Source organism: Ruegeria sp. C6, assembly GCF_056537625.1.
The window spans coordinates 1,257,008-1,279,779 of sequence record NZ_JBQFRW010000001.1 but is presented as its reverse complement, the minus strand read 5'-3'; the positions used below and the strand labels follow the sequence as shown (position 1 = coordinate 1,279,779).

The 22,772-nt window shown below is 55.8% G+C and carries 18 protein-coding genes; 11 read left to right on the top strand and 7 right to left on the bottom strand.

Going from position 1 to position 22,772, the window contains the following annotated elements; genetic code table 11:
- Together ACR0MJ_RS06370 and ssb are read right to left on the bottom strand one after the other, a co-directional pair.
- Positions 1-1,071, bottom strand: coding sequence for a site-2 protease family protein (locus ACR0MJ_RS06370; RefSeq protein ID WP_170510331.1), 1,071 nt, complete (start codon positions 1,069-1,071; stop codon positions 1-3).
- An 18-nt stretch (positions 1,072-1,089) separates the two neighbouring features.
- Complete coding sequence (gene ssb / locus ACR0MJ_RS06365; RefSeq protein WP_480759961.1) at positions 1,090-1,575, bottom strand: single-stranded DNA-binding protein; 486 nt, start codon at positions 1,573-1,575, stop codon at positions 1,090-1,092.
- 207 nt (positions 1,576-1,782) lie between these two features.
- Between ssb and ACR0MJ_RS06360 the strand changes: the two genes are divergently transcribed.
- The 3 genes from ACR0MJ_RS06360 (at position 1,783) to ACR0MJ_RS06350 (ending at position 4,528) form a co-directional block, all read left to right on the top strand.
- Positions 1,783-2,361 carry a lytic transglycosylase domain-containing protein gene (locus ACR0MJ_RS06360; RefSeq protein ID WP_170421251.1) on the top strand — a complete coding sequence of 193 codons (579 nt, stop codon included), beginning with the start codon at positions 1,783-1,785 and terminating at the stop codon, positions 2,359-2,361.
- Positions 2,362-2,448: 87 nt separating this feature from the next.
- Complete coding sequence (locus tag ACR0MJ_RS06355) at positions 2,449-3,411, top strand: LuxR C-terminal-related transcriptional regulator (protein WP_480759957.1); 963 nt, start codon at positions 2,449-2,451, stop codon at positions 3,409-3,411.
- 130 nt (positions 3,412-3,541) lie between these two features.
- Positions 3,542-4,528, top strand: coding sequence for an MBL fold metallo-hydrolase (locus tag ACR0MJ_RS06350; RefSeq protein WP_480759953.1), 987 nt, complete (start codon positions 3,542-3,544; stop codon positions 4,526-4,528).
- A gap of 114 nt (positions 4,529-4,642) precedes the next feature.
- Here ACR0MJ_RS06350 and ACR0MJ_RS06345 read toward each other — a convergent pair whose 3' ends face one another.
- From ACR0MJ_RS06345 to miaA, 5 genes are all read right to left on the bottom strand, one after another.
- Positions 4,643-6,730, bottom strand: a complete 2,088-nt coding sequence (locus ACR0MJ_RS06345; protein ID WP_170393301.1) for a dipeptide ABC transporter ATP-binding protein — start codon at positions 6,728-6,730, stop codon at positions 4,643-4,645.
- A 93-nt stretch (positions 6,731-6,823) separates the two neighbouring features.
- Positions 6,824-8,287: an ABC transporter permease gene (locus ACR0MJ_RS06340; protein ID WP_480759950.1), complete on the bottom strand. Its 1,464-nt coding sequence runs from the start codon at positions 8,285-8,287 to the stop codon at positions 6,824-6,826.
- A 13-nt stretch (positions 8,288-8,300) separates the two neighbouring features.
- Positions 8,301-9,347 carry an ABC transporter permease gene (locus ACR0MJ_RS06335; protein ID WP_170393299.1) on the bottom strand — a complete coding sequence of 349 codons (1,047 nt, stop codon included), beginning with the start codon at positions 9,345-9,347 and terminating at the stop codon, positions 8,301-8,303.
- 121 nt (positions 9,348-9,468) lie between these two features.
- Positions 9,469-11,139: an ABC transporter substrate-binding protein gene (locus tag ACR0MJ_RS06330; RefSeq protein WP_170393298.1), complete on the bottom strand. Its 1,671-nt coding sequence runs from the start codon at positions 11,137-11,139 to the stop codon at positions 9,469-9,471.
- A 350-nt stretch (positions 11,140-11,489) separates the two neighbouring features.
- Positions 11,490-12,383, bottom strand: coding sequence for a tRNA (adenosine(37)-N6)-dimethylallyltransferase MiaA (gene miaA, locus ACR0MJ_RS06325; RefSeq protein WP_480759946.1), 894 nt, complete (start codon positions 12,381-12,383; stop codon positions 11,490-11,492).
- A 97-nt stretch (positions 12,384-12,480) separates the two neighbouring features.
- On the opposite strand from miaA, the gene pyrH reads away from it, so the two are divergent.
- The 8 genes from pyrH to ACR0MJ_RS06285 all read left to right on the top strand — a co-directional run bounded on the left by pyrH (position 12,481) and on the right by ACR0MJ_RS06285 (position 22,702).
- Positions 12,481-13,233: a UMP kinase gene (pyrH, locus tag ACR0MJ_RS06320; protein WP_170393296.1), complete on the top strand. Its 753-nt coding sequence runs from the start codon at positions 12,481-12,483 to the stop codon at positions 13,231-13,233.
- Between the two features lie 333 nt (positions 13,234-13,566).
- Positions 13,567-14,793, top strand: coding sequence for an aminotransferase class V-fold PLP-dependent enzyme (locus tag ACR0MJ_RS06315; RefSeq protein WP_170608850.1), 1,227 nt, complete (start codon positions 13,567-13,569; stop codon positions 14,791-14,793).
- Between the two features lie 47 nt (positions 14,794-14,840).
- A complete protein-coding gene (locus tag ACR0MJ_RS06310) occupies positions 14,841-16,265 on the top strand; it encodes a cryptochrome/photolyase family protein (RefSeq protein ID WP_170421262.1) in 1,425 nt (474 codons plus the stop codon).
- 69 nt (positions 16,266-16,334) lie between these two features.
- A complete protein-coding gene (locus tag ACR0MJ_RS06305; RefSeq protein WP_170393292.1) occupies positions 16,335-17,543 on the top strand; it encodes an SAM-dependent methyltransferase in 1,209 nt (402 codons plus the stop codon).
- A gap of 16 nt (positions 17,544-17,559) precedes the next feature.
- On the top strand, positions 17,560-18,000 hold the full coding sequence (locus ACR0MJ_RS06300; RefSeq protein WP_170405320.1) for a TrgA family protein: 441 nt from the start codon (positions 17,560-17,562) through the stop codon (positions 17,998-18,000).
- A gap of 29 nt (positions 18,001-18,029) precedes the next feature.
- Complete coding sequence (locus ACR0MJ_RS06295) at positions 18,030-19,148, top strand: NUDIX domain-containing protein (protein WP_480759939.1); 1,119 nt, start codon at positions 18,030-18,032, stop codon at positions 19,146-19,148.
- Between the two features lie 66 nt (positions 19,149-19,214).
- The gene (locus ACR0MJ_RS06290; protein WP_170393289.1) at positions 19,215-20,249 is read left to right on the top strand and encodes a cysteine synthase A; all 1,035 of its coding nucleotides are present in this window, start codon (positions 19,215-19,217) and stop codon (positions 20,247-20,249) included.
- Positions 20,249-22,702 carry a DUF3772 domain-containing protein gene (locus ACR0MJ_RS06285; protein ID WP_480759935.1) on the top strand — a complete coding sequence of 818 codons (2,454 nt, stop codon included), beginning with the start codon at positions 20,249-20,251 and terminating at the stop codon, positions 22,700-22,702. The genes ACR0MJ_RS06290 and ACR0MJ_RS06285 overlap by 1 nt, the downstream gene beginning before the upstream one ends.
- The last annotated feature ends 70 nt before the right edge of the window (positions 22,703-22,772 follow it).

Sequence of the window (22,772 nt, the reverse complement as noted above, 5' to 3'; positions counted from 1 at the left end):
TCAGCGCCCCTGGATTACCATCAGCTCGCCGATGTTTTCGCGGGTGATATAGCCAACCATGTGTCCCGATTTGGTACAAACAGCAATTGCAGGTGCACCTTTATGCAGGCCATTCAGAACTTGATCCAAACCGCTGGTGAGTGCGACTTGTGGTATGTTCTTATCCATAATCGACGCTGCAGGCTCGGATCGAGGATGGTCGCTTGCTAACGCTGCAAACAGTCGGTCACGGGTGACAAAACCCAAAAGGCTGCCATCCTCGGCCAAGACCGGAAACTCGTGCTGGGTCGTATGAATGACCGCTTGAGCCGCCGTCGCCAACGTATCATCGGGCGACAACGCCTTGAACTCGGTGATCATCGCATCCCGGGCCTTCACACGACGCGCAACCGAACGTAGCGCAACGTCCTGGTTTTCGGAATTCGCGGCAATGAAGACAAATACGGCGATCAGAACCAGGATTGGGTTGCCAGAGGTCAGCCCCAGAAAACCAAGCCCGACCGCTACGATCTGACCGCCAAGGGCGGCGATCCGCGTTGCCTTGGCACGTTCCATCTTCATACATAGCAAGGCGCGGAATACACGCCCGCCGTCCATCGGAAATGCCGGGATCATGTTGAAGGCCGCCAGCAGCAGATTCACATAGGCCAGACGGCTCAATAGGTTCGTGCCTGCCGAGTCGATCTGGGCCAGCGATCCAAGTTGTATCCCCGCGCCTAAAACCACGAGGATGGCCCAGATGACGACGTTTACGGCCGGGCCTGCTAAGGCGACCCAAACCTCCTGCATCGGTTTTTCTGGCATCCGCTCAAGACGTGCCAGTCCACCGATTGGCAGCAAAGTGATATCAGGGGTGCGAATCCCGTATCGCTTTGCCATGAGCGCGTGACCGAATTCATGCGCGACGACACAGGCAAACAAAGCCAGAACGAACAGGATGTTGTTGAGCGCAGCGGGCCAACCGCCGCTGGAATACGCTGCAAAACCAACCCAGGCGAGCAGCAGGAAGAAGGTGACATGGACCCTCAGTTCCGAGCCGAGCAATCGGCCAAGTGAGAAGGACCATGCCATGTTGTTTCTCCGTTTGGTTTAGAACGGAATCTCGTCGTCATCGATGCCGCCGGATGCAGGGGCAGGGGCGCTGGACTGACCACCATAGGGATCAGCATAGCCTCCTCCGGCCTGACCACCGCCATAGCCACCACCACCGCCGCCGCCTTCACCGCGGGCATCCAGCATAGTCAGCTCGCTGCGGTAAGGGCGCAGGACAACCTCAGTCGAATAGCGATCCTGCCCCGACTGATCCTGCCACTTGCGGGTCTCTAACTGGCCCTCGACATAGACTTTGCTGCCTTTACGCAAATACTGCTCGGCAACGCGAACCAGAGGTTCCGAGAAGATGGCGACTGTGTGCCATTGGGTTCGATCCCGACGCTCACCAGTGTTGCGGTCTTTCCATGTCTCTGATGTTGCGATGCGCAGGTTGCACACCTTACCACCGTTCTGGAACGATCGCACCTCGGGGTCGGCACCGAGATTGCCGATCAGAATGACCTTGTTGACTGAACCCGCCATATATTCCCTCGTTTTACTCTGACTGGATGGCGCCCGAATCTGGCGCTGTATTCTGCTGCTGACCCTATACGGGCTACGACTTGGTTGAAACATGATTGATCGTGCAACGGTGAGCAGGAAAACATTAGGACTGTCTTAACCAAGCTTTCATTTCCGGCTGATTTAACTATAATCTGATTGGTTGTTGAGGGTGCAGGATTGGCATTAATGCGTTTTCTGGTCGGTGGTATCTCGGTATTGGGTCTTTGTCTGACGTCGTTCGCGACGCAGGCAGAAACGCTGTCCACCAAGAATCGCAAGGCGATATTCCTCAAGCAATCCAAGGTTTTGGATAATCGGGCCGCTACGCAATATCGCGGCTCTGAACGGCTTAAACCCAAGACCGAGCGTGGGAAATTCGTCAAGCGTTACTCTGGTAACTATCGAGGCCAGTATCTGGATCATGCCAGAAAAGCAGCGCGGCAACATAACGTGCCGGAAGAACTTTTCCTGCGACTTGTTCAACAAGAAAGCGGGTGGAACCCGAATGCCAAATCCCACAAAGGGGCCTTGGGTCTTGCGCAACTGATGCCCCAGACCGCGCGGCTGCTTGGCGTCAATCCGCACGATCCGATCCAGAATCTGGAGGGTGGTGCGCGTTATCTTTCCTGGCAATACCGCAAGTTCAAGTCTTGGCGCCTTGCACTGGCAGCTTACAATGCAGGGCCCAAAGCAGTTGAAAAGCACGGCGGAATTCCACCCTACAAGGAAACCCAGAACTACGTAAAAGTGATCTGGGGGGGCTAGCTGCGCCGCAGCGTGTCTGTTTCTTGATCTACCGCCAAACGCTGTCCTAGTCTGATTGGATAACTTTTCGGACTGGTGCGAATTGCGATGATCCAAGATCGACCCAACATACCGCCCGAAACAATGGCGAACTGGCAGCGTTTGGTCGACCTTGTTTCGCAGCTGGCCGATGTGCCCGCCACTCTGATCATGAAGACCGAAGCGCCGGATCATGCGGTTCTGATCACATCGGATCATCCAGAAAACCCATACCCGGTCGGCATGAATTTTCGACTGAACCCGAAGCTCTATTGTCAGGGCGTTCTGGAACGCGACGGCGAATTTGTTGTCGAGGACGCAACCTGTGACCCGGCTTGGAGCGACAATGAGGACATGGAGCATGGCATGTCCTTCTATATCGGTTTTCCGCTGAAGTGGCCGGATGGTTCGGTATTCGGAACAATCTGCGTCTTGGACCGTCACCGCAATCGCCGGGCCTTGTTGTTTCGTGAAGGTTTGGCACAGTTTGCGCGCATGGTTGAATCGGATTTGGCTTTGATCCAAGAGGTTTACCTGCGCCGAGCGCTGGAAGTGAAGTTGAATGAAACTCTGGCGCAACTGGAGCACCGCGTCGCGGCGAGGACGCGGGAGCTGCAGGAAACAAACACGGCGCTACGGGTGCTGTTGACCAGTTTGGACGACGATCGGAAAGACCGGGATCAGGATATCGTAGATCAGGTTCGCACGATGGTGTTGCCTTATCTGGACAAGTTGCGCGGGCAATTGACTGAAGGCGACGCCTCGCAAGTTTATCTGGAACTAGCCGAGCGTAATCTGCAAGAGATTACTTCAATGATTTCCGACAAGCTTTCGGATGCGTTTTCGGTCATGACGCCGACCGAGATCGAAATTGCTCAGCTGGTCATGTCGGGCAAAACCACGAAAGATATCGCCCGGGCGATGTCGCGCGAAACTTCTACAATTGATTTTCATCGTAACAATATTCGTCGAAAACTTGGCCTCGAAGGCCGTGACCAGAACTTGCGAAGCCATCTTTTGTCGATTTCGTGATTTCTGAATATGGGGATTTCCCCCATATTCCCCCCCGATTTTTCTGATCTGAGCAACCTGTGCCACGCGCGCTAGGCTGGTCGCAAGGGTGCGGACCAAGCCGGGCCTTTTCAACTCGGGAGGATAAAAAATGGATCGCAAAGATCTGAAACCCACAATTCTAAACGGAGAACGCGACACATTGGCAAGTGGTCTGTCGCGTCGATCGTTCTTTATGGCTGCCGGGGCCGCCGGCGTCGGTGCAGGGGCCTCACTGTTGGGTAGCAAACCGGCCGACGCGCAATCGCAGGCCTGGCTGCAGCCTGGCAATAATAACCATGTAATCGATCTACAGGGCTCAACTGGTCAGGCAAGCACGGGAGCGGTTGGAATCGATTATTACGGTCACTGCGCGATCAAAATTACCTCTCCAAACGGAGCGACCGTGTTGTTTGATCCTTGGCGCGATGATCCCTCCGGCGCATGGGGCCTGTGGTTCCGCAACGAGTTCCCGCAGATCCCAGTTGATATCACCATGTCCACTCATGCTCATTTTGACCATGACGCTATCGAGCGACCAAGTTCCACAATGGTTTTAGACAGGATGGCGGGCAATTTTGAATTTGCTGATCTTAAGATCACAGGTTTTGCTGACAAACATGCCTGCGTTGCGCCGGGTTGGTACGAATGGACCAACGCCTTGGCCGAGTTTGGCGCGGAAGCTTGTCCGCCCAACAACGTCGGACATATGGACATGGTGGTCTACCTTGTCGAAACCGGAGGCATTCGCACCTTGATCTGGGGCGACAACCGCCACAATCCGCCTCAGGAGTTCTGGGATGCTATAGGACAGGTAGACGTGCTGACTTTGCCCGTCGACGGATCGGAACACATCCTTAGCTTCGATCAGGGCAACGATATTGTCGCCAAGCTCAAGCCCAAGATCATCATCCCGACGCACTACCTCAATGAGGTTACGTCATACACGCTTACGACGCTGCAGGCCGCAGACGATTGGGTCAAAAGCCAGCAGAGTTACAAGATGCTCGACAGCGCCAGTCTAAAACTGGAAGCCGGAGATGTGGCGGGTATGAATCAGGAGTTCATGCACTTCGGCAACAACGTGATGACGGGCTGATTACGATCAGAAACTGCCACTCACCCACGACCTGCGTCGCCTGTCTCCCCACTAAACGTGACGCAAATTGAAAGGGCCGGTTTTGACCGGCCCTTCTCTTTCGTTTGCGCGGATCTATTCGGCCGCAATTTTGATAACCGGCTCCATTTTGGCCAGAATGTCTTCGGCAAGGTGACATTTCACCTGATGACCATCCGCAAGTGTTTGCACCGGGGGCACATGGGATTCGCATCGCCCATCCGGCACTTCTGATTTCCAGCGACAGCGTGTTTGGAATGGGCAACCCGGCGGCGGGTTCATGGCCGAGGGGATATCGCCCTCAAGCACGATGTGCTGTTTTTCGATCGATGTGTCCGCGATTGGAACCGCACTTAGCAATGCCTCGGTGTAGGGATGATAGGGTGGGCTAAAGACCTGATCGGTGGTGCCCAGTTCAACCACATGCCCCAGATACATCACCATCACACGGTCACTGAGATAGCGTACGATTGAAAGGTCGTGACTGATGAACAGCAGCGTGGTTTTGTGCTCGCGCTGAATCTCCATCAACAGGTCCGTAACGGCAGCTTGTACGGATACGTCCAGCGCCGAAACCGGTTCATCCGCAACCACGATCCGTGCATCACCGGCAAAGGCGCGGGCGATACCGACGCGCTGCTTCTGACCGCCTGATAGCTGGCGTGGCATCCTGTCCGCGAAGGCGCGGGGCAATTTCACGAGATCCAGCAGTTCCAGCATCCGCTTCTTGCGATCGGCCTCGGAGTCACCGACGCCAAAGATTTCCAGCGCCCGGATGATTTGACGGCCTACGGTCATCGACGGGTTCAGCGTGTCGAACGGGTTCTGAAACACCATCTGCACTTCGCCAACGGTCTTGGCGTCGCGTTCTTCGATGGGCACGTCCTCGATATTGCGATTGTCCAGCAGGATCTGCCCGTCGGTGGCCGTTTCCAGCCCCATCAAGACCTTCGCAAAAGTGGATTTGCCGCAACCGGATTCGCCGACGATGGCAAGCGTCTCGGATTCATGCGCTTCAAAGCTTAGCGTCTCATTGGCCTTGACCACTTTGGTCTCACCACCGCCGAACAATGCATTCGCAGCCACCTCATAGTATTTCTTGAGGTTATCCATTTTCAGAACAGTCCGGCCAATCTCGCCTTTCTCTTTCTGCTCACCAACGGTGATTGGCGCGTTCCAGTCGATTTCCTGGAATTTCAAGCATCGCGTATGGTGTCGGTCGTTGCCCGGTACCGCCTCCATCAGGATATCCTTGGCGTCACAGCGGCCTTCTTCGAAATAGTCGCAGCGCGGACCAAAGTTACATCCCGGAGGCCGCTCATGGGGCAGGGGAAAGTTCCCAGGTATGGCGACCAGTGGGCGCGAGTTCTTGTCAGCGCCCGGCAGCGGGATCGAGCGGAACAGCGCCTGCGTATACGGGTGCTGCATCTCGTCGAATACATCCTTGATCGAGCCACGCTCGACGGCTTCACCTGAATACATCACGCACAGCCGGTCGCAGGTTTCCAGCACCAGACCCAGATTGTGCGAAATGAACAGCATCGAGGTGCCGTATTTCTTGCCCAGATCCTTGACCAACTCGACCACGGCGGCCTCGACCGTCACGTCCAGAGCGGTTGTTGGCTCATCCAAGATCAACAAGGCAGGTTTCGACATCAGCGCCATCGCAATCACGATCCGCTGCTGCTGACCGCCTGACAGCTGATGCGGGAACGAGTTCAGCATCCGCTCAGGGTCGGGCAGGCGTACATCGGTGACCACTTCCAACGCACGAGCATAGGCCTCTTCGGCACCAACGCCCTCATGAATCATTGGTACTTCCATCAGCTGTTTGCCGATCTTCATCGCCGGATTCAGCGAGGCCATCGGCTCCTGATAGATCATCGCGATTTCATTGCCACGTATGTCGCGCAGCTCTTCGGTGGTCATTTCACCCAGATCACGCCCCTTGAACTTGATCGAGCCACCGACGATGCGGCCATTCTTGCCCAAATCCTGCATGACACCCAGCGCAACGGTAGATTTCCCACAACCTGATTCACCCACCAAACCGACGGCTTCGCCGGGTTGCACACTGACCGAGAAATCCATCACGGCAGGGATCTCACGAAGGCGGGTAAAGAAGGAAATCGAAAGCTTGTCGATCTCCAGGATTGGCCCGTCATAATCCGCCAGTTTGTTCATCTTATTACTCCTCGCGAGAGTCCGGGGGTTCCCCTTCATCTGGCTAAAAATATCTCGGGGGCCCGGGGGCAGAGCCCCCGGCCTCGATCACAATCAGTCCTTCAGACTTTCTTCGCGCAGACCATCCGCTAGCAGGTTCAAGCCAAGAACCAGCGACAGCAATGCCAGCGCGGGCGGCAGTGCGGGATGTAGATAGATCGACAGAAGCTTGCGCCCCTCGTTGATCGTCGAGCCCCAGTCGGGGCTTTCCGGTGGCAACCCCAGCCCGAAGAAACCCAAGGTTCCAAGTAGGATGGTCGTGTAGCCGATGCGCAGGCAGAAATCGACGATCAGCGGGCCACGCGCGTTGGGCAGGATTTCCCACAGCATGATGTACCATGGACCCTCGCCGCGCGTTTGGGCCGCAGCCACATAGTCGCGAGTTTTGATGTCCAGCGCCAGTCCGCGCACGATGCGGAACACGGTCGGTGAGTTCACGAAGACCACCGAGACGAACACCACCAGAATACCGCCTGGAATATCGAACAGATCAAGGTAGGTCGGGAGACCCCAGATGCGGTAGCTGTCGGTGTTGATGATGTAGCCACCGGTCGAAATCAGCGACAGGTAGAGCCAGAGCGCAACACCCAGAACCCCGATCAACAAAGGCGTTCGAAAACTGGGACGCGTATAGAAACGCGAATTCAGCAGAACGCCGAGGAAGATGATCGGGAACACGAAAAGGATCGCCGCCATATAGTTCGGCACGCCGGTCGCTACGATCTCGGGCGTTACCAAAAGGTAGAACAGCAAGATCACGGGAAAGGCCAGGATCAGGTTCGCGAGGAATGACAGGAGCGTATCCAGACGCCCGCCATAGTAGCCTGCGGGTAGACCCAGAGTGATACCGACCATGAAGGCAAACATCGTCGCCAGCGGCGCGATCTGCACGACGATCCAAGCACCTTTAACCATACGGCTAAAGACGTCGCGCGCGAGGTTATCTCCACCCAGCAAATACCAAGCGTATTGACCGTCCTCCAGATTGGGAAGCGGGGTGCCCGGCACTTTGTTCTTCATACCCGAGACCTGCGACAGGGGATCGTGGGTTACGATCAGATCGAGTGCGCCAAATATGCCGGTGAACACCCAGAACATCACAAGGCCAAAGCCGATCATACCAATGGGGCTGTCGAACAGCTTGCCATATAGGCCCAGCTTGCGCTTGAACGCAATCGACATCGCATAAAGGATGATCAGCGACAGCCAGACGGGCAGAAACTGCTGAGAGATAGCGCCGATGATGCCAGCACTGGTCCCCATCAGGATGCCAAGGACAATGTACGCCACCGCGATTCCCACACTTGCCAAAAAGCTATAGCGCAGCGCCGATTGTATCAGGATTCTCAGGCCAGAGCTCGAACTGAGCGTCCCATCGGCATTCACAATCATCTGATCTTCGGGCAGCACGATACTTCCCAGCATCCAGACAACGATGGACAAAAGCATCAGTCCCAACGCAAGCATCAACAGCGGGTTCAGGAAGGCGATAGAGCCGGTCCAGGTAAGTGGTTCCATGATCTATCCCTCCTTACGAAATGCGGATGCGCGGGTTGAGGTAGACATAGCCGATATCCGAGATCAGCTGCGTCACCAGCACCACAAAGACCGACACGACCGAGATCGCCAGCAGCAGCTGGATGTCATTGTTGCCCGCTGCCTGTACAAGCGCCCAGCCAAAGCCCTTGTAGTTGAACAGGGTCTCGACGATCACGACACCATTCAGCAGCCATGGGAACTGCAGCATGATGACTGTAAAGGGCGCGATAAGCGCGTTGCGCAGCGCGTGTTTCATGACGATGTTCGGGAATGACACGCCTTTCAGACGCGCCGTCCTGATGTATTGCGCCGTCATCACCTCGGTCATTGAGGCGCGGGTCATCCGGGCGATATAGCCCATCCCGTAAAGCGCGATGGTCAACACTGGTAAGAAGAAATTCTCAAATGTCGGGTTCTCCATCGCCTGAGTGGCGGTGCCTTTGAACCATTTGAGTCCGACGGCGGAGGATGTGAAGATCGCTATGAAGATCACACCCGAGACGTATTCTGGGGTCGCCGTCGTCGTAATGGCAAAGGTTGAAAGCGTCCGGTCAGTGGCCGAACCTTCCTTCATCCCGGCCAGGATGCCCAGAATAAGTGCCGAAGGGACCATCAGCAGCATCACCCAGAACATCAGCCGTCCGGTCAGTGCCAGCCGGTTGCCAACAACGGTAGAGACCTCTTCCTTGAAGACAGTTGAATATCCCCAGTACCCCTGCAGGATACCGCAGAAATTCGGAGATTCCTCGGCTGTTTTGCCTGGCAGGATACATCTACCCTGAACGGTTCCGTCCTCATTCGTGTGTCGGAACGAGGGCAGGACACCGAGCCATTCACCGTATTTGATCGGCGTGGACTGGAGGTAGCCGTTTTTCTCCAGATAGCTCTCGACCTGTTCATCAGACATCCTGAAATTGCCCTGCGTCTTCGCAAGCTTTTCCAGGTTCGGGTAGAGATTGGTAAGGAAGAAGACCAGGAATGTCAGGCACAATGCTGTCAGCAGCATAATCCCCACACGCCTTAGAATAAAAAGTCCCATGTTAGCCCCTGTTGATCGGCTGGCGTGACAGGCATTTCGCCCCACGCATTGCTATTATTCTGGTCGCCGTATTGAGGACGAAGGGCCGCGCCAGTTCGGCGCGGCCCTTGTAGGTTTCGGCTTAGGAAGTCAGGCCGAACTTATAAAGCTGCGGCAGGTCCGCAATGTGCTTTTCGACACCGACCATATTGTCGCGGTGGTGACGCATCGCGGTCCGCCAATAGGGCTGGATGACCACGCCTTCGTCGATCATGATCGCCTGCAGTTTCGCCATCACCTCGCGGCGCATATCGACATCCGCGATCGAGTTCGCCTCGGCCAGCAGCTTGTCGAACTCTTCGTTGGCAAAACCAGATTCGTTCCAAGCGACACCCGACTTATACGCCAGTGCCAGAACCTGCGTGCCCAGCGGGCGGTGGTTCCAGTTGGTCGAGGAATACGGGTACTTGGTCCAGTCGTTCCAGAATGTCGAACCAGGCAGAACCGTGTGCTTTGCCTTGATGCCCGCATCGTTCAACTGAGCCACTACCGCAGCCGTGGTATTGCGACGCCAGTCATCGTCGATCGACTGTACTTCGTGTTCGAAATCGCCCATACCCGCTTCGTCCATCAGCGCCTTTGCGCCTGCCGGATCGTAAGGGATACGCGTCACAGCCGAGTCGTACTCGGGGTGCATCGGGCCTACATGACAGTTGTCGGCAGTGATGCCGTAGCCGGACATGCCAAGTTCAAGGCAGACGGCGTTGTCAACTGCCATGGCAAGGGCCTGACGGACCCTCTTGTCGCCATAGATTTTGTTGCCATCGGCGTCTTCAGCCAGCTGGTTGGGGCGAATGACAATGGTAAAGCCCGATGGGATTTCCGAGCGGACAAGGCCAATACTGTCAAAGATGTCGACAAACTCACCAACCGATTCCCAGTTCATATCGATCTCTTCGGCCTCATAGGCGGCCAAGAAAGCAGCAGGGTCAGTGCCATAATCGATGAATTCGATCCGGTCGATATAGCCGCCTTTACCAGCTTCGTAGCCCCACCAGTCAAAGCCTTCGTTGCGGACCAGAACGCCCTTCACGCCGACCTCATGGCTTTCCGGCATCATGAAACCCGTACCAACTGGGTTGGACAGCATATCATTTGCATCAAAGCTGCTGTGTACGATTGCACCCGGATAATCTGCCATGCCGGGGATGATCGTGATATCCGGCGCGTTGCACTTCAGCTTGACTGTATGCGAGTCGACAACGGTGATGGCGCCATCTGCGGCTTTCTGAGTGCTCTCATCCATCAGTGAGGCCATGCGCGAGGCCATCGAGTTCCCTTCCAGAGACCCGTCGCACCAACCTTCGATATTGCGAGCTACGTCTTCGGCAGTGAAATCGTCACCATTGTTCCACTTCACACCTTTGCGGACGTTCAGCGTGTATTCAGTGGCGTCATCATTGGCTTCCCAGCTTTCCAGCAGCATGGGTTTGAACGAGCCGTCATTATTGTATTCGACAAGATATTCCAGCCAGCCAGCCGTGAAGGTTGCGATCTGCGTCCAGTCATATGTGCGCGGGTCTTTCAGTGCGCGCACTTCCATTTGATAGCGGATGGTGCCGCCACGCTGAGGTTCGGCAGCGGCTGCCGGTGACTGCAGGCCAATCATGCCATATGCCGTCGGTACAGCAACGCCCAGCGCGGTTACACGGGCCAGAAATTCACGACGGCTAAGATTGCCCTCACGATATTCCTTGGCGTGCATCTCTGCCGCCCAATGCATCGGCTTTCCGTTGATTGTCTGGTTTTCCATAGATGTCTCCCTGTGACACATAATTTTTTTTATTTCGTGTTTCTGATTGATAGAGCCGGGCACTACAGGGACCGTTTGGTCTCGGTTGGTAGGGCCACGGGCTTGGATTTACGATTTATCAACATCCCCATAGCCGCATTCGGCACCAGTTTTTTCCCTGCGTCAATGTTGGAAATCGTCATAGATGGTACAAAAACGACATCCGGGCAGAAAGTGAGGTTCGGAAAGTTTCAATGTGAAAGGAAACGAGACACGTTGTGACGGATAGATGGATACATATCTATCTCTCACCATGGTGCTGATTAAGGCGTTGTTATTTTGGGCTTTATCGTATCCGGCGGCTGCAACCTTCAACGCGCAGCGTCAAGGTGATGCCAGAACTTCATGCGCGCACGGAACCATGTGCGTTGGCGCTTGGCAAACTGACGTGTCGCGATCGTCGCTTTTTCGCGCGCCTCATCCAGTGTCATGCGGCCGTCCAGGTAGCCCATTAGCTCCGGAACGCCGATCGCTTTATAGGAGGGAAAAGAGGGGTCATAGCGATCGCGCATGGCCTCCACTTCCTCTATAGCTCCTTGGTCCAACATCAGGTCGAACCGCCGGTTGATGCGATCCAGAAGCCAGTCTTTTCTGGCGTCGAAAACAATCGGTACCGTGTTTTGAATATCCAGTATCGGGGCGGGTGTGTCAGCCTGCCAATCCGAAAGGGATCGCCCGGTTGCGTTCTGAACCTCCCAGGCGCGCTGAACACGCGCGCGATTTTGGGTGTCGATCCTCTGCAGGGTCAGACCGTCCAAACCCGCGATCAGTTCTTGCAACGGCAACTTATCCGCGTGTTCCCGGATTTCCGGCGGGGTTGCAGGGATATCGGCCATCCCCTCGGTCAGAGCTGTGAAATACAGACCGGTCCCTCCGACGATTATCGGACGAGGGCGTTGCGACAGCATCGGCGTGACCTCTCGCAGCCAATGACCAGTCGAATAGGTCTGGTCATAGGCAACATGCCCATACAAACGGTGCTGTGCGCGGGCCTCATCCTCGGGCGAGGGTCGGGCCGAGATAATACGCCAGCAGTCATAGATTTGACTGGCATCGGCGTTGACAATCACGCCTCCGAAACGCTCGGCGATCAACAGCGCCAGCGCCGATTTACCCGAGGCAGTGGGCCCGGCGATCAATACAGGTTTGTCATCGGGAATCGACGGCAATTGCGCCAAAAGCCGGTTCTCAGAGTTGTCGGCCATGACTGGTTGCCCCGTTCCTGACTATCCGCATTGAACCTGCGGAGGTTTTGCTTCATTTTGCGCCGGAAAATAACCCCGTGCCAGCCCGGAGCGCAACATGAGCCTTTCCCCTTCCGTCGAGACCACCGAGACCCCAAAAACAACATATGACCGTGTCATGTTGAAGATTTCCGGCGAGGCGCTGATGGGAGATCAGGGATTCGGACTGCATCCGCCCACCGTTCAGCGCATCGCGCAAGAGGTCAAATCGGTTCATGATCTTGGTGTTGAGATTTGCATGGTCATCGGGGGTGGCAATATCTTCCGTGGTCTGTCTGGATCTGCGCAGGGGATGGAGCGTACGACAGCCGACTACATGGGCATGCTGGCGACTGTCATGAACGCGCTGGCGATGCAATCCGCTCTGGAGGGGGTAGGGGTCTTTACACGTGTAATTTCGGCCATTCGGATGGATGAGGTGTGCGAGCCCTACATTCGCCGCCGTGCTGTTCGTCACCTTGAGAAAAAGCGGGTTTGCATCTTTGCCGCAGGAACCGGGAACCCCTATTTCACCACCGATACCGCTGCGACTCTGCGTGCTAACGAAATGGCGTGTCAGGCGATCTTCATGGGCAAGAACGGTGTGGATGGCGTATATGACAAAGACCCCAAGGTGCACGCGGATGCAGTGCGCTATGATCAGGTTTCTTATGACGATGTTTTGGCCAAGCGGCTGCGCGTGATGGACGCATCGGCCATTGCATTGGCGCGCGACAACAATCTGCCACTGATCGTCTTCGGTCTGGATGAACCCGGCGGGTTCCGCGGCATCCTGGCGGGTGAGGGGACTTATACCAAAGTTCAGGGCTAATGCTGATTTGAACAACACTGAGCCGGGCATCTCTGCCCGGCACTTTCCTACCTAAAAGAAACTAAGCCCCGCGTGGGCCAATGACTTCGTCAGTGCACGCATTGCGTGGCGGCAAAAAATACCATTAACGCAATCACTTGACCCAACCTTCTGCCTCTGGCTATCTGGCCGGGTCTGCTGGTGGTGATGGGGCCATCATGGGGGCTGCCGTCGATCCTTACCCGTTCCAAGGACCTGCGGCTGGGCTGGAAGACCTGCCTTGTTTTCGGGGATGTCCGGACTTTGCGCGGGCAACGACCCGGACTGTAGTGCATGATAAGGGAGAGAGATGCGATGGGCGCTCTTGATATTGAATTCGTTCGGGCACAGTTCCCGGCCTTTTCGGAACCCAGCCTTCAAGGACAGGCCTTTTTTGAGAATGCAGGTGGGTCCTATACCTGCAAACCTGTGCTTGATCGGTTGAGCCGGTTCTACACCCAGCGAAAGGTTCAGCCCTACGCGCCCTATGAGGCGAGCCGTGCGGGTGGCGCGGAAATGGACGAAGCACGAGCGCGACTTGCCGCGATATTGGGGGTGGAAACAGATGAGCTGAGCTTTGGCCCTTCGACGACGCAGAACACCTATGTACTGGCTCAGGCATTCCGGCAGTGGATGCAGCCGGGCGAAGCGATTGTCGTGACCAATCAGGACCACGAAGCAAACTCGGGGCCCTGGCGGCGATTGGCCGATGAGGGGATCGAAATTCGGGAATGGAAGATTGATCCGGAGAGTGGGTCTTTGAACCCGCAAGATTTGGAGAATTTGCTGGACGAGAAAGTGCGGCTGGTGTGCTTTCCGCATTGCTCGAATGTCGTTGGGGAAATCAACCCGGTCACGGAAATCACCGCGATCGCCCATGCTGCGGGTGCTTTTGCCTGTGTCGACGGGGTTTCTTACGCACCGCACGGGTTCCCCAATGTCGGTGATCTGGGCCCTGATATCTATCTGTTTTCCGCCTACAAAACCTATGGCCCGCATCAGGGTTGCATGGTTATTCGACGAGCTTTGGGTGAATTGCTGCCCAACCAAGCGCATTATTTTAACGGCGACACTCTTTTTAAGCGGTTCACACCAGCCGGGCCTGACCATGCTCAGATCGCGGCCAGCGCAGGCATGGCGGACTATGTGGACCTGCTTTGTGCCCATCATGGAGGACCGGAAACAGGAGCTTCGGCAAGGGGGTCCTTTGTGCATGATCTGATGCGGGAACACGAGGTCACTTTATTGCAACCTCTGCTGGACGCGGTCAAAGACCGGAACGCTCTGCGCCTCATCGGACCGTCTGATGCCAGCCGGCGTGCACCGACGGTAGCGTTAAGTCTGAATAAGAAGGCCGAGCCTGTTGCTGCCGAGCTTTCCAAACACGGTATCATGGCAGGTGGCGGTGATTTCTACGCACATCGCCCGTTGCAAGCGATGGGCGTTGACGCAGAACAAGGGGTCTTGCGCCTTAGCTTTACACACTACACCAGTCGACAGGAAATTGATCAGCTTTTGGAGGCGCTTGACCGCGTTTTGTGATCCAGTTTCTGCGGCGCTTCGTAGTTCGAAGAAAACATGGGGCGGACATGAATTTTGATCATTCTCCGATCATTTTGTGGTTCAGGCGCGATCTTCGGTTAGGAGATCATCCGGCGCTGAGCGCGGCGGTGCAATCAGGTCGACCCATCGTGCCCGTATTTGTTCTCGATCATCAGGTTCAGACTTTGGGTGCCGCGCCGAAATGGCGCCTTGGTCTGGGCCTTGACGCTTTTGCCGGCAGGCTTGAGCAGCTTGGCAGCAAGTTGATACTGCGCCAGGGTCAAGCACTGGATGTTCTTTGTGAACTGGTCAGAGAAACTGGGGCAGGCTCCGTATTCTGGACGCGGGCTTATGATCCGGAGGCGATCAACAGGGATACCCAGATCAAGGCCGCTTTGACCGAACAGGGTATCCAGGCACAGTCTTTTGCTGGCCAACTTCTGTTTGAGCCTTGGACGATCGCCACCAAAACCGGCCAGCCGTTTCGGGTCTTCACTCCGATGTGGCGATCAGTGCAGGGGCGCGAAGTCTCTTTGCCCGAGCCCGTGCCCACGCGGCTTATGACGCCGAAAACCTGGCCTGCGTCCGATCAATTGTCTGATTGGCGACTGGATCGGGATATGCAGCGCGGGGCCGCAGTGGTCCGCCCGTTTGTCCACCCGGGCGAAAATGCGGCGCTGGACCAGTTGGATGCGTTTCTAGAACGTATTGATCAGTATCGCGAACAGCGGGACCAACTGGATCAATCTGGAACCTCTGATCTTTCAGAATACCTTGCTCTGGGCGAGATCGGGCCGCGTACAATCTGGCATCGAGTGCAAATCGCCGACCAAACCGGGGCGCATGGTGGTGAAGGCTATCTGCGTCAGCTTGTGTGGCGTGAGTTCGCATATCACTTAATGTACCACTGGCCGCATCTTCTGAGTGCCAATTGGAAGCCTGAATGGGACGCATTCCCTTGGAATACTGATCCCGACACGCCCGAAGTGCGCGCGTGGCGTCAGGGAAGAACCGGAATTCCGCTTGTCGATGCCGGTCTAAGACAAATGTATGTCACCGGACGCATGCACAACCGAGCGCGGATGATTGTCGCGAGTTATCTGACAAAGCATCTGATGACGCATTGGAAAATCGGCGCCGACTGGTTCGGGGATTGCCTGATCGACTGGGACCCAGCTGCAAATGCGATGGGATGGCAATGGGTGGCCGGTTGCGGCCCTGATGCCGCACCGTATTTCCGTATCTTCAATCCCGACACACAGCGCGAGCGGTTTGATCCAAACTCAGGTTATGTGCGTCGCTGGATTGCCGAGGGCCAATCCGAGCCGCCATCGACCGCGCTGGCCTATTTTGATGCCGTGCCGCGATCATGGGGGCTTTCTCGTGACCAGATGTATCCCGCACCGGTGGTGGGGCTGAAGGAAGGCCGCGCCCGTGCGTTGGGCGCGTATAATGCCGGAAAAGACCAGTAAGGAACTGAAAACTTGCCAGAAACCGAATCCCGTCCTAGCTTTGACCCGCAACCGCAGAGGGGAGAGCGGATGTTCCTGACGAGCACCGAAGGGCAGGAAAACCTGCCGAGATATTTTACACAAGTCTTCAAGATGCTGAAGAGGATGGAGCGCGGCCGACTTGACATCGCGCTGCCAGACGGACGCATTTTCCGCGCGGATGCGCCCCAACCAGGCCCCGTGGCACATGTGGACATCCACGACCCCGACGTCTTTTCCCGGCTGGTTCGCGAGGGAGAGCTGGGCTTCTCGGACGGCTACCTTGAAGGCGATTGGAGCACACCGGACCTACGCAGTTTCATGGACCTCGTGCATCTGGGAACTGAAACGGTCTACGATGATTTTACCGGACAGTTTCTTGTGCGAGCCTATGAAAGACTGCGGTTCTGGTTGCATCGTAACAACCGGTCGCAGGCGAAAAAGAACATCTCGTATCACTATGATCTCGGCAATGACTTCTATGGCCTGTGGCTGGATGACACGATGACCTATTCCAGCGCCATATTTGAAACGGGTCAGGAAAGCCTCGAAAAGGCGCAAACTGCGAAATACGCCAGCCTGGTGGATGAAATGGGGGCCAAACCGGGGGATCATATCCTTGAGATCGGGTGCGGCTGGGGCGGGTTCGCCGAATATGCCGCGAAAGAGCGTGGGCTGCGCGTCACCGGGCTGACCATTAGCCAAGAGCAGTTGAAGTTTGCTAGAGAGCGAATTGAAAAAGCGGGACTTTCTGATCTCGTGGAGTTCAAGCTACAGGACTACCGCGATGAGCAGGGTCAATATGATGGAATTGCCTCGATCGAGATGTTCGAGGCAGTCGGTCAGAAATACTGGCCCGCATATTTCAACACAGTCCGTGATCGGTTGAAGCCTGGCGCCCATGCCACTTTGCAGATCATCACGGTCGCGGATCATCGCTGGGACATTTACAAGAACGGCGTTGATTTCATTCAGAAATACATCTTTCCCGGTGGGATGCTGCCCGCACCGTCAATCCTTAGAGATCAGATCGATCAGGCGGGGTTGACCGTTGTACGCTCAAAAGAGTTTGGCAAAAGCTACGATCTGACCCTGCGACGCTGGTACGAGACATTCAATGCCAAGTGGGATCAGATATCGGAGATGGGGTTTGATGAGCGTTTTCGCCGCATGTGGAATTATTATTTGACCGCATGTGGCGCAGCCTTTGACACCGGTAATTGTGATGTGACACAGATCACGATAGCCAAACCCAGTTGAAGAACGGAAAAATCGAATGCCTACAGCCTCACGTCTCGTCGCCGCGTTGTGTCTGCTGGTGATCGCGTTCCTTGTGTCGGGCATGATTATCGACAACGGGGAAGAGGGTAAGGACTATGGTTATTTCACCTACGTGAACATAATCCTGGGTTGGATCTGCGGCTGGGTTGTCATGGGTAAACGTGCTGGCCGTGGCTGGACCGCGGCCGTCAACAACGGTTTGACCGGTGTTGCGGCGCTGGTGTTCTGGGGGCTGTTCGTTCAGGGCACCTACGAGATGTTCAGTCAGGCGATGCGCCATCGGTTTGGTGGTCCGTTTGAGGCTCTGCTTGCTATCTTTCAGATCGGGATTGGCTATGGTGAACAGCTTCTGGCACCGGAAATCCTGCTTACGCTGGGTTTTGGTGCTGTTCTCAGCGGGATACTTACCGAAATTGCCTTTCGCCGCTGGCGTTAAATCTGATCTGCCAATTCGGGGCCTCAACTTTGTCCAATCTGTTTTTCTATGGCACTCTGCGCCATGTCTCTTTGCTGGAACTCGTCATGGGTCGCAGCGCAGACGATTTATCGGCGATGCAGGCTGTTTTGCCCGATCACGCCGTATATGCGGTTCAAGATCAACCCTTTCCAATGATTGTCACCGAAAAGGGCAGTAAGGCCAGTGGCGTTCTGGTGCAGGGCCTAGGTGACGTCGAGCGTAGTCGATTGGTCTTCTATGAAGGCGGGTTCGAATATGAACTGCGCCCGGAGACAATCGTGACTGAGGATGAAAAAGAACATCAGGCCTTGGTGTTCTTTCCGGATACTGACATTTGGAAAAAAGGCGCACCGTGGGATCTTGAAACCTGGATCAGGGATTGGGGTGCGCTTTCGGTGTTCGCGGCTGACGAGGTGATGGCCCATTATGGAAGAGTCGATGCCTTGGACATCGTGCGCAGCTTTCCAGCTATAAGAACACGCGCCTGGGCCAGATTAGCGGCAAGACAACGTGGAACGGGGGATGAGCGGAGCGTTGCGGATGACGTGATCGTTCATGACCGCAAGCACGCCTATATAAATTATTTTGGGATGGATGAAATTGAACTGCAGCATCGTCAGAATAACGGCGAGATGAGTCCGGTGCTGCATCGCAATGGATTGATGCAAGGGTCCGCTGTGGTCGTCCTACCTTATGATCCGGTGCGCGATACGGTGTTGCTGGTAGAGCAATTCCGCGCGCCCGTGTTCCTGATCGACGACCCCGAGCCGTGGATGTGGGAGCCTGTGGCTGGCATGATCGACCCGGGCGAAACACCTCAGCAGGCGGCCACCCGCGAGGCCATGGAAGAAGCGCAGATTTCACTATACCAACTGGAATATGCAGGTGGTGCCTATTCATCCAGCGGATCGTCAACAGAATATGTTTATCTCTATGTCGGTCTTGGGGATCTGACTAGTACGGTTGAAAGCGGTGGCCTCGCTTCCGAAGGTGAGGATATCCGCAGCAGAATTCTGCCGTTTGATGAATTCATGAGCATGGTAGATGCTCATGTTTTCAAGGATCTGCCGCTTCTAACTCTTGCTTATTGGTTGGCGCGGAACCGCGATCGACTGCGCGCTAAGTGATCCCTGCTTGTGATCGCGTCAGGGCACCTGTAAATCTGCTGCAATACCATATGACAAGAGGATGCCATGCGCATTGCACGAGACCTTGCCGACGCTGTCGGTAAAACACCTTTGATCCGGCTGCGTCGCGTCAGCGAAGAAACGGGATGCGAGATTCTCGGCAAGGCCGAATTCATGAACCCGGGTCAGTCCGTCAAAGACCGTGCTGCGTTGTTTATCATCCGCGATGCGATAGCGCGCGGTGATCTGAAACCCGGCGGCACGATTGTTGAGGGCACGGCCGGGAATACCGGCATCGGTCTGGCGCTGGTTGGTGCCTCGATGGGGTTCAAGACGGTGATCGTCATTCCTGAAACCCAATCCGAAGAGAAAAAGGATATGCTCCGCCTGGCGGGGGCTCAGCTTGTGCAGGTGCCTGCGGCGCCGTACCGTAATCCCAACAACTTTGTGCACTATTCGCGCCGTCTGGCCGAACAATTGGCTCAAACCGAACCAAATGGCGCGATTTGGGCCAATCAGTTCGACAATGTCGCCAACCGTCAGGCACATGTGGAAACCACTGGTCCCGAAATCTGGGAGCAGACCGGCGGTAAAGTCGATGGCTTCATCTGTGCCGTTGGATCGGGTGGTACTCTGGCCGGGGTGGCCGAAGCGTTGCAGCCCAAGGGTGTCAAGATCGGTTTGGCTGATCCGATGGGGGCGGGGCTCTATTCCTTCTACACCACTGGTGAGATCGCGATGGAGGGTGGTTCTATCGCAGAAGGTATCGGACAGGTGCGGATTACCAAGAACCTCGAAGGGTTCACACCTGACCATTCCTGGCAGATTACCGATAGCGAAGCGCTGCCCTATATCTTCGATCTGCTGCGCGAAGAGGGTCTGGTGATGGGCGGGTCAACCGCGATCAACATTGCCGGTGCCGTCCGTTTGGCGAAAGAACTGGGGCCAGGGCACACCATTGTTACGATTTTGTGTGACTACGGCACTCGCTATCAATCCAAACTGTTCAATCCTGAATTCCTGCGTGAAAAGGAACTTCCCGTGCCCGATTGGATGACCGATGCGCCGCGCAGTATTCCTGGCGTGTTTGAGGACGTGTGATGCTGCAACAGGTCCGCCTGTGTCTGGTTCTGGTGCTATTCTGCCTGATTGGGTTGGGCGGGATCGCCTCTGCCCAACTTACTGACCGGCAGAGCGAGTATTATCAGGGCTGGGTCAGCACGGCGGACCGGGCGGAATCTGTTATTCGCGCGAACCGTGCATCCAACGCCGCACTAGAGAATTTGCGCTCGGAAATAAACGAGTATCGCGAAGACTTTAACAAGGCACGGGGTGCCAACACCGATCGTATTCAGACACTGGAAAGCCAGCTCAAGGCGCTTGGCCCGAAGCCTGCCGAAGGGGAAACCGAGCCTGAAGATATCGCCAATCTGCGCGCGCATCTCGAAACACAGCTGAACAGCCTGCGTGTACCCCGCATCATCTCGGAAGAGGCATTTAGCCGTGCCAATGGGCTGATCAGCGAAATCGATCGGATCGTCCGCGACCGACAAAAGAAAGAGATGCTGAAACGCGGGCCATCGCCGATCAACCCCATCTATTGGGGTCCAGCCTGGGTCGATATCAAAGAAGCGACGCGCAGTCTTATTAACGAAACCATCGAAAACTTGCGCTCTGATGTGGTGCGCGAACAAATCCGCGAGCGCGGTCTTGGCATTCTCGTGCTGTTGGTTGTTTCAGCAGTTCTATTGCTGTTTGGGCGCAAATGGTCCGAGAAAGGCGGCGAATATCTCCGCTCGCTAGGAGGTAGCGGCAGCGGGGTCTGGACCTTTATTGTCTCGCTGTTGCGCATTCTATTGCCTTGGTTGGGCGTGTTGGCGTTGGTCACCGCCGTCGTGCTAACTGGCGTGCTGGGCCTGCGCGGTACACTTTTGTTCCAGCAAATCCCCTATTGGGCCGCGATTATCTTCTATTTTGATTGGATCGGCCGGCAGGTCTATCTGATGGGAGCGGCGCAGAACTTCCAAAGACTGTCCGCAGGCAAAATCAGAGAATTGCGGGTTTATATCGACCTGTTGGCGGTCATGCTTATTCTGCATGAGCTGGCGCAATTGTTCGAGCAGATCGAGAATATCTCGGACGCGACCCGTGCCGTTGTTGGCTTCCCGATCGTTGTGGTGTCGGCCCTTCTTCTGCTGCGTGTGCGTCAGGTCCGCCAATCAGAGCCTCAGCAAGAACAGACGGACCAGGAAGCTACCCGCCGTGGCGCAGGGTTCAGCCAATTGGTCGAGTTCCTGCGGCGCGCCTTGTTCATGCTTGGGATTGCGACTCCAATCCTGGGGGCTTTCGGATACATTAACGCTGCCGAAGCTATCGTATTTCCTGCCATCAAAACGCTGGTTCTGATTGCAGCTCTAGTGATCGTGCAGCGATTTATTGGTACGGTATATGGCTGGCTTTCGGGGCAGGGCGACGCCGCGCGCGATTCACTGTTTTCGGTTCTGGTCGGGTTCGCGCTTGCCATTCTGGCGTTGCCGATATTGGCGCTTTACTGGGGCGCGCGCCAGACGGACTTGCTTGAAGCTTGGTCGCGATTGTTGCTGGGGTTCGATATTGGCGGGGTTACGATTTCACCCAGTAACTTCCTGACGTTCGTTGCCATTTTCGCCATTGGATATACGCTGACCCGTTTGCTGCAAAGCGGGCTGCGCAATTCACTGCTGCCGAAGACCAGCATTGATCCCGGCGGGCAGAATGCCATCGTGTCGGGTACCGGATATGTCGGAATTTTTCTGGCGGCACTGATCGCCATCATGGTTGCCGGTTTTGACTTGTCCTCGCTTGCGATCGTGGCGGGTGCTTTGTCGGTCGGCATCGGTTTCGGTCTTCAGACCATTGTATCGAACTTTGTCTCAGGGATCATCCTGCTGGTTGAGCGTCCTATCTCCAAAGGTGACTGGATCGATGTGAACGGGATGATGGGATATGTGCGCGATATCTCAGTCCGGTCGACGCGGATCGAGACGTTCGACCGGACGGATGTGATCGTTCCAAACTCGGACCTGATCAGTGGGGTGGTTACGAATTACACCCGGGGCAATACGATTGGCCGAGTGATCGTGCCTGTAGGCGTCGCCTATGGTACCGATACCCGCAAGGTCGAAACTATTCTGGGCGAGATCGCAAACGGGCACCCGATGGTTCTGGCCAATCCCGCGCCCAGCGTAGTGTTCCAGGGCTTCGGTGCAGACTCGTTGGATTTTGAAATCCGCGCAATCCTGCGGGATGTGAACTGGGTGCTGTCTGTCAAATCCGACATGAACCACGAGATCAATCGCCGGTTCGTTGAGGAAGGTATCGAGATCCCGTTCGCGCAGCGTGACCTGTGGCTCCGTAACCCTGAGGTGCTGACGGGTCAGTCCGATCCGTCCAATGATGCTTCTGCCTTGGATGACGACCTATCACCCCAAGCGCCATCGACAAAACCAGTGGACATGACAGCAGACGATCTGGACGCGGCAGGGGATCAGGACGGCGAGGGCGACAACCACTGAGCGTGATGCGATCGGCATTTTCCCGCAAATGGTTATCGGACTGTTTCATTTTGATGTAGTCTGAAGTCAT

Excerpts from the sequence above, each read along its gene's own strand:
- ACR0MJ_RS06335 (WP_170393299.1), bottom strand. The coding sequence starts at position 9,347 with ATGGGACTTTTTATTCTAAGGCGTGTGGGGATTATGCTGCTGACAGCA.
- ACR0MJ_RS06330 (WP_170393298.1), bottom strand. The coding sequence starts at position 11,139 with ATGGAAAACCAGACAATCAACGGAAAGCCGATGCATTGGGCGGCAGAG.
- ACR0MJ_RS06300 (WP_170405320.1), top strand. The coding sequence starts at position 17,560 with ATGCCTACAGCCTCACGTCTCGTCGCCGCGTTGTGTCTGCTGGTGATC.
- ACR0MJ_RS06350 (WP_480759953.1), top strand. The coding sequence starts at position 3,542 with ATGGATCGCAAAGATCTGAAACCCACAATTCTAAACGGAGAACGCGAC.
- ACR0MJ_RS06315 (WP_170608850.1), top strand. The coding sequence starts at position 13,567 with ATGGGCGCTCTTGATATTGAATTCGTTCGGGCACAGTTCCCGGCCTTT.
- ACR0MJ_RS06290 (WP_170393289.1), top strand. The coding sequence starts at position 19,215 with ATGCGCATTGCACGAGACCTTGCCGACGCTGTCGGTAAAACACCTTTG.
- pyrH (WP_170393296.1), top strand. The coding sequence starts at position 12,481 with ATGAGCCTTTCCCCTTCCGTCGAGACCACCGAGACCCCAAAAACAACA.
- ACR0MJ_RS06360 (WP_170421251.1), top strand. The coding sequence starts at position 1,783 with ATGCGTTTTCTGGTCGGTGGTATCTCGGTATTGGGTCTTTGTCTGACG.
- ACR0MJ_RS06285 (WP_480759935.1), top strand. The coding sequence starts at position 20,249 with ATGCTGCAACAGGTCCGCCTGTGTCTGGTTCTGGTGCTATTCTGCCTG.
- ACR0MJ_RS06310 (WP_170421262.1), top strand. The coding sequence starts at position 14,841 with ATGAATTTTGATCATTCTCCGATCATTTTGTGGTTCAGGCGCGATCTT.
- miaA (WP_480759946.1), bottom strand. The coding sequence starts at position 12,383 with ATGGCCGACAACTCTGAGAACCGGCTTTTGGCGCAATTGCCGTCGATT.
- ssb (WP_480759961.1), bottom strand. The coding sequence starts at position 1,575 with ATGGCGGGTTCAGTCAACAAGGTCATTCTGATCGGCAATCTCGGTGCC.
- ACR0MJ_RS06305 (WP_170393292.1), top strand. The coding sequence starts at position 16,335 with ATGTTCCTGACGAGCACCGAAGGGCAGGAAAACCTGCCGAGATATTTT.
- ACR0MJ_RS06340 (WP_480759950.1), bottom strand. The coding sequence starts at position 8,287 with ATGGAACCACTTACCTGGACCGGCTCTATCGCCTTCCTGAACCCGCTG.
- ACR0MJ_RS06370 (WP_170510331.1), bottom strand. The coding sequence starts at position 1,071 with ATGGCATGGTCCTTCTCACTTGGCCGATTGCTCGGCTCGGAACTGAGG.
- ACR0MJ_RS06345 (WP_170393301.1), bottom strand. The coding sequence starts at position 6,730 with ATGAACAAACTGGCGGATTATGACGGGCCAATCCTGGAGATCGACAAG.
- ACR0MJ_RS06355 (WP_480759957.1), top strand. The coding sequence starts at position 2,449 with ATGATCCAAGATCGACCCAACATACCGCCCGAAACAATGGCGAACTGG.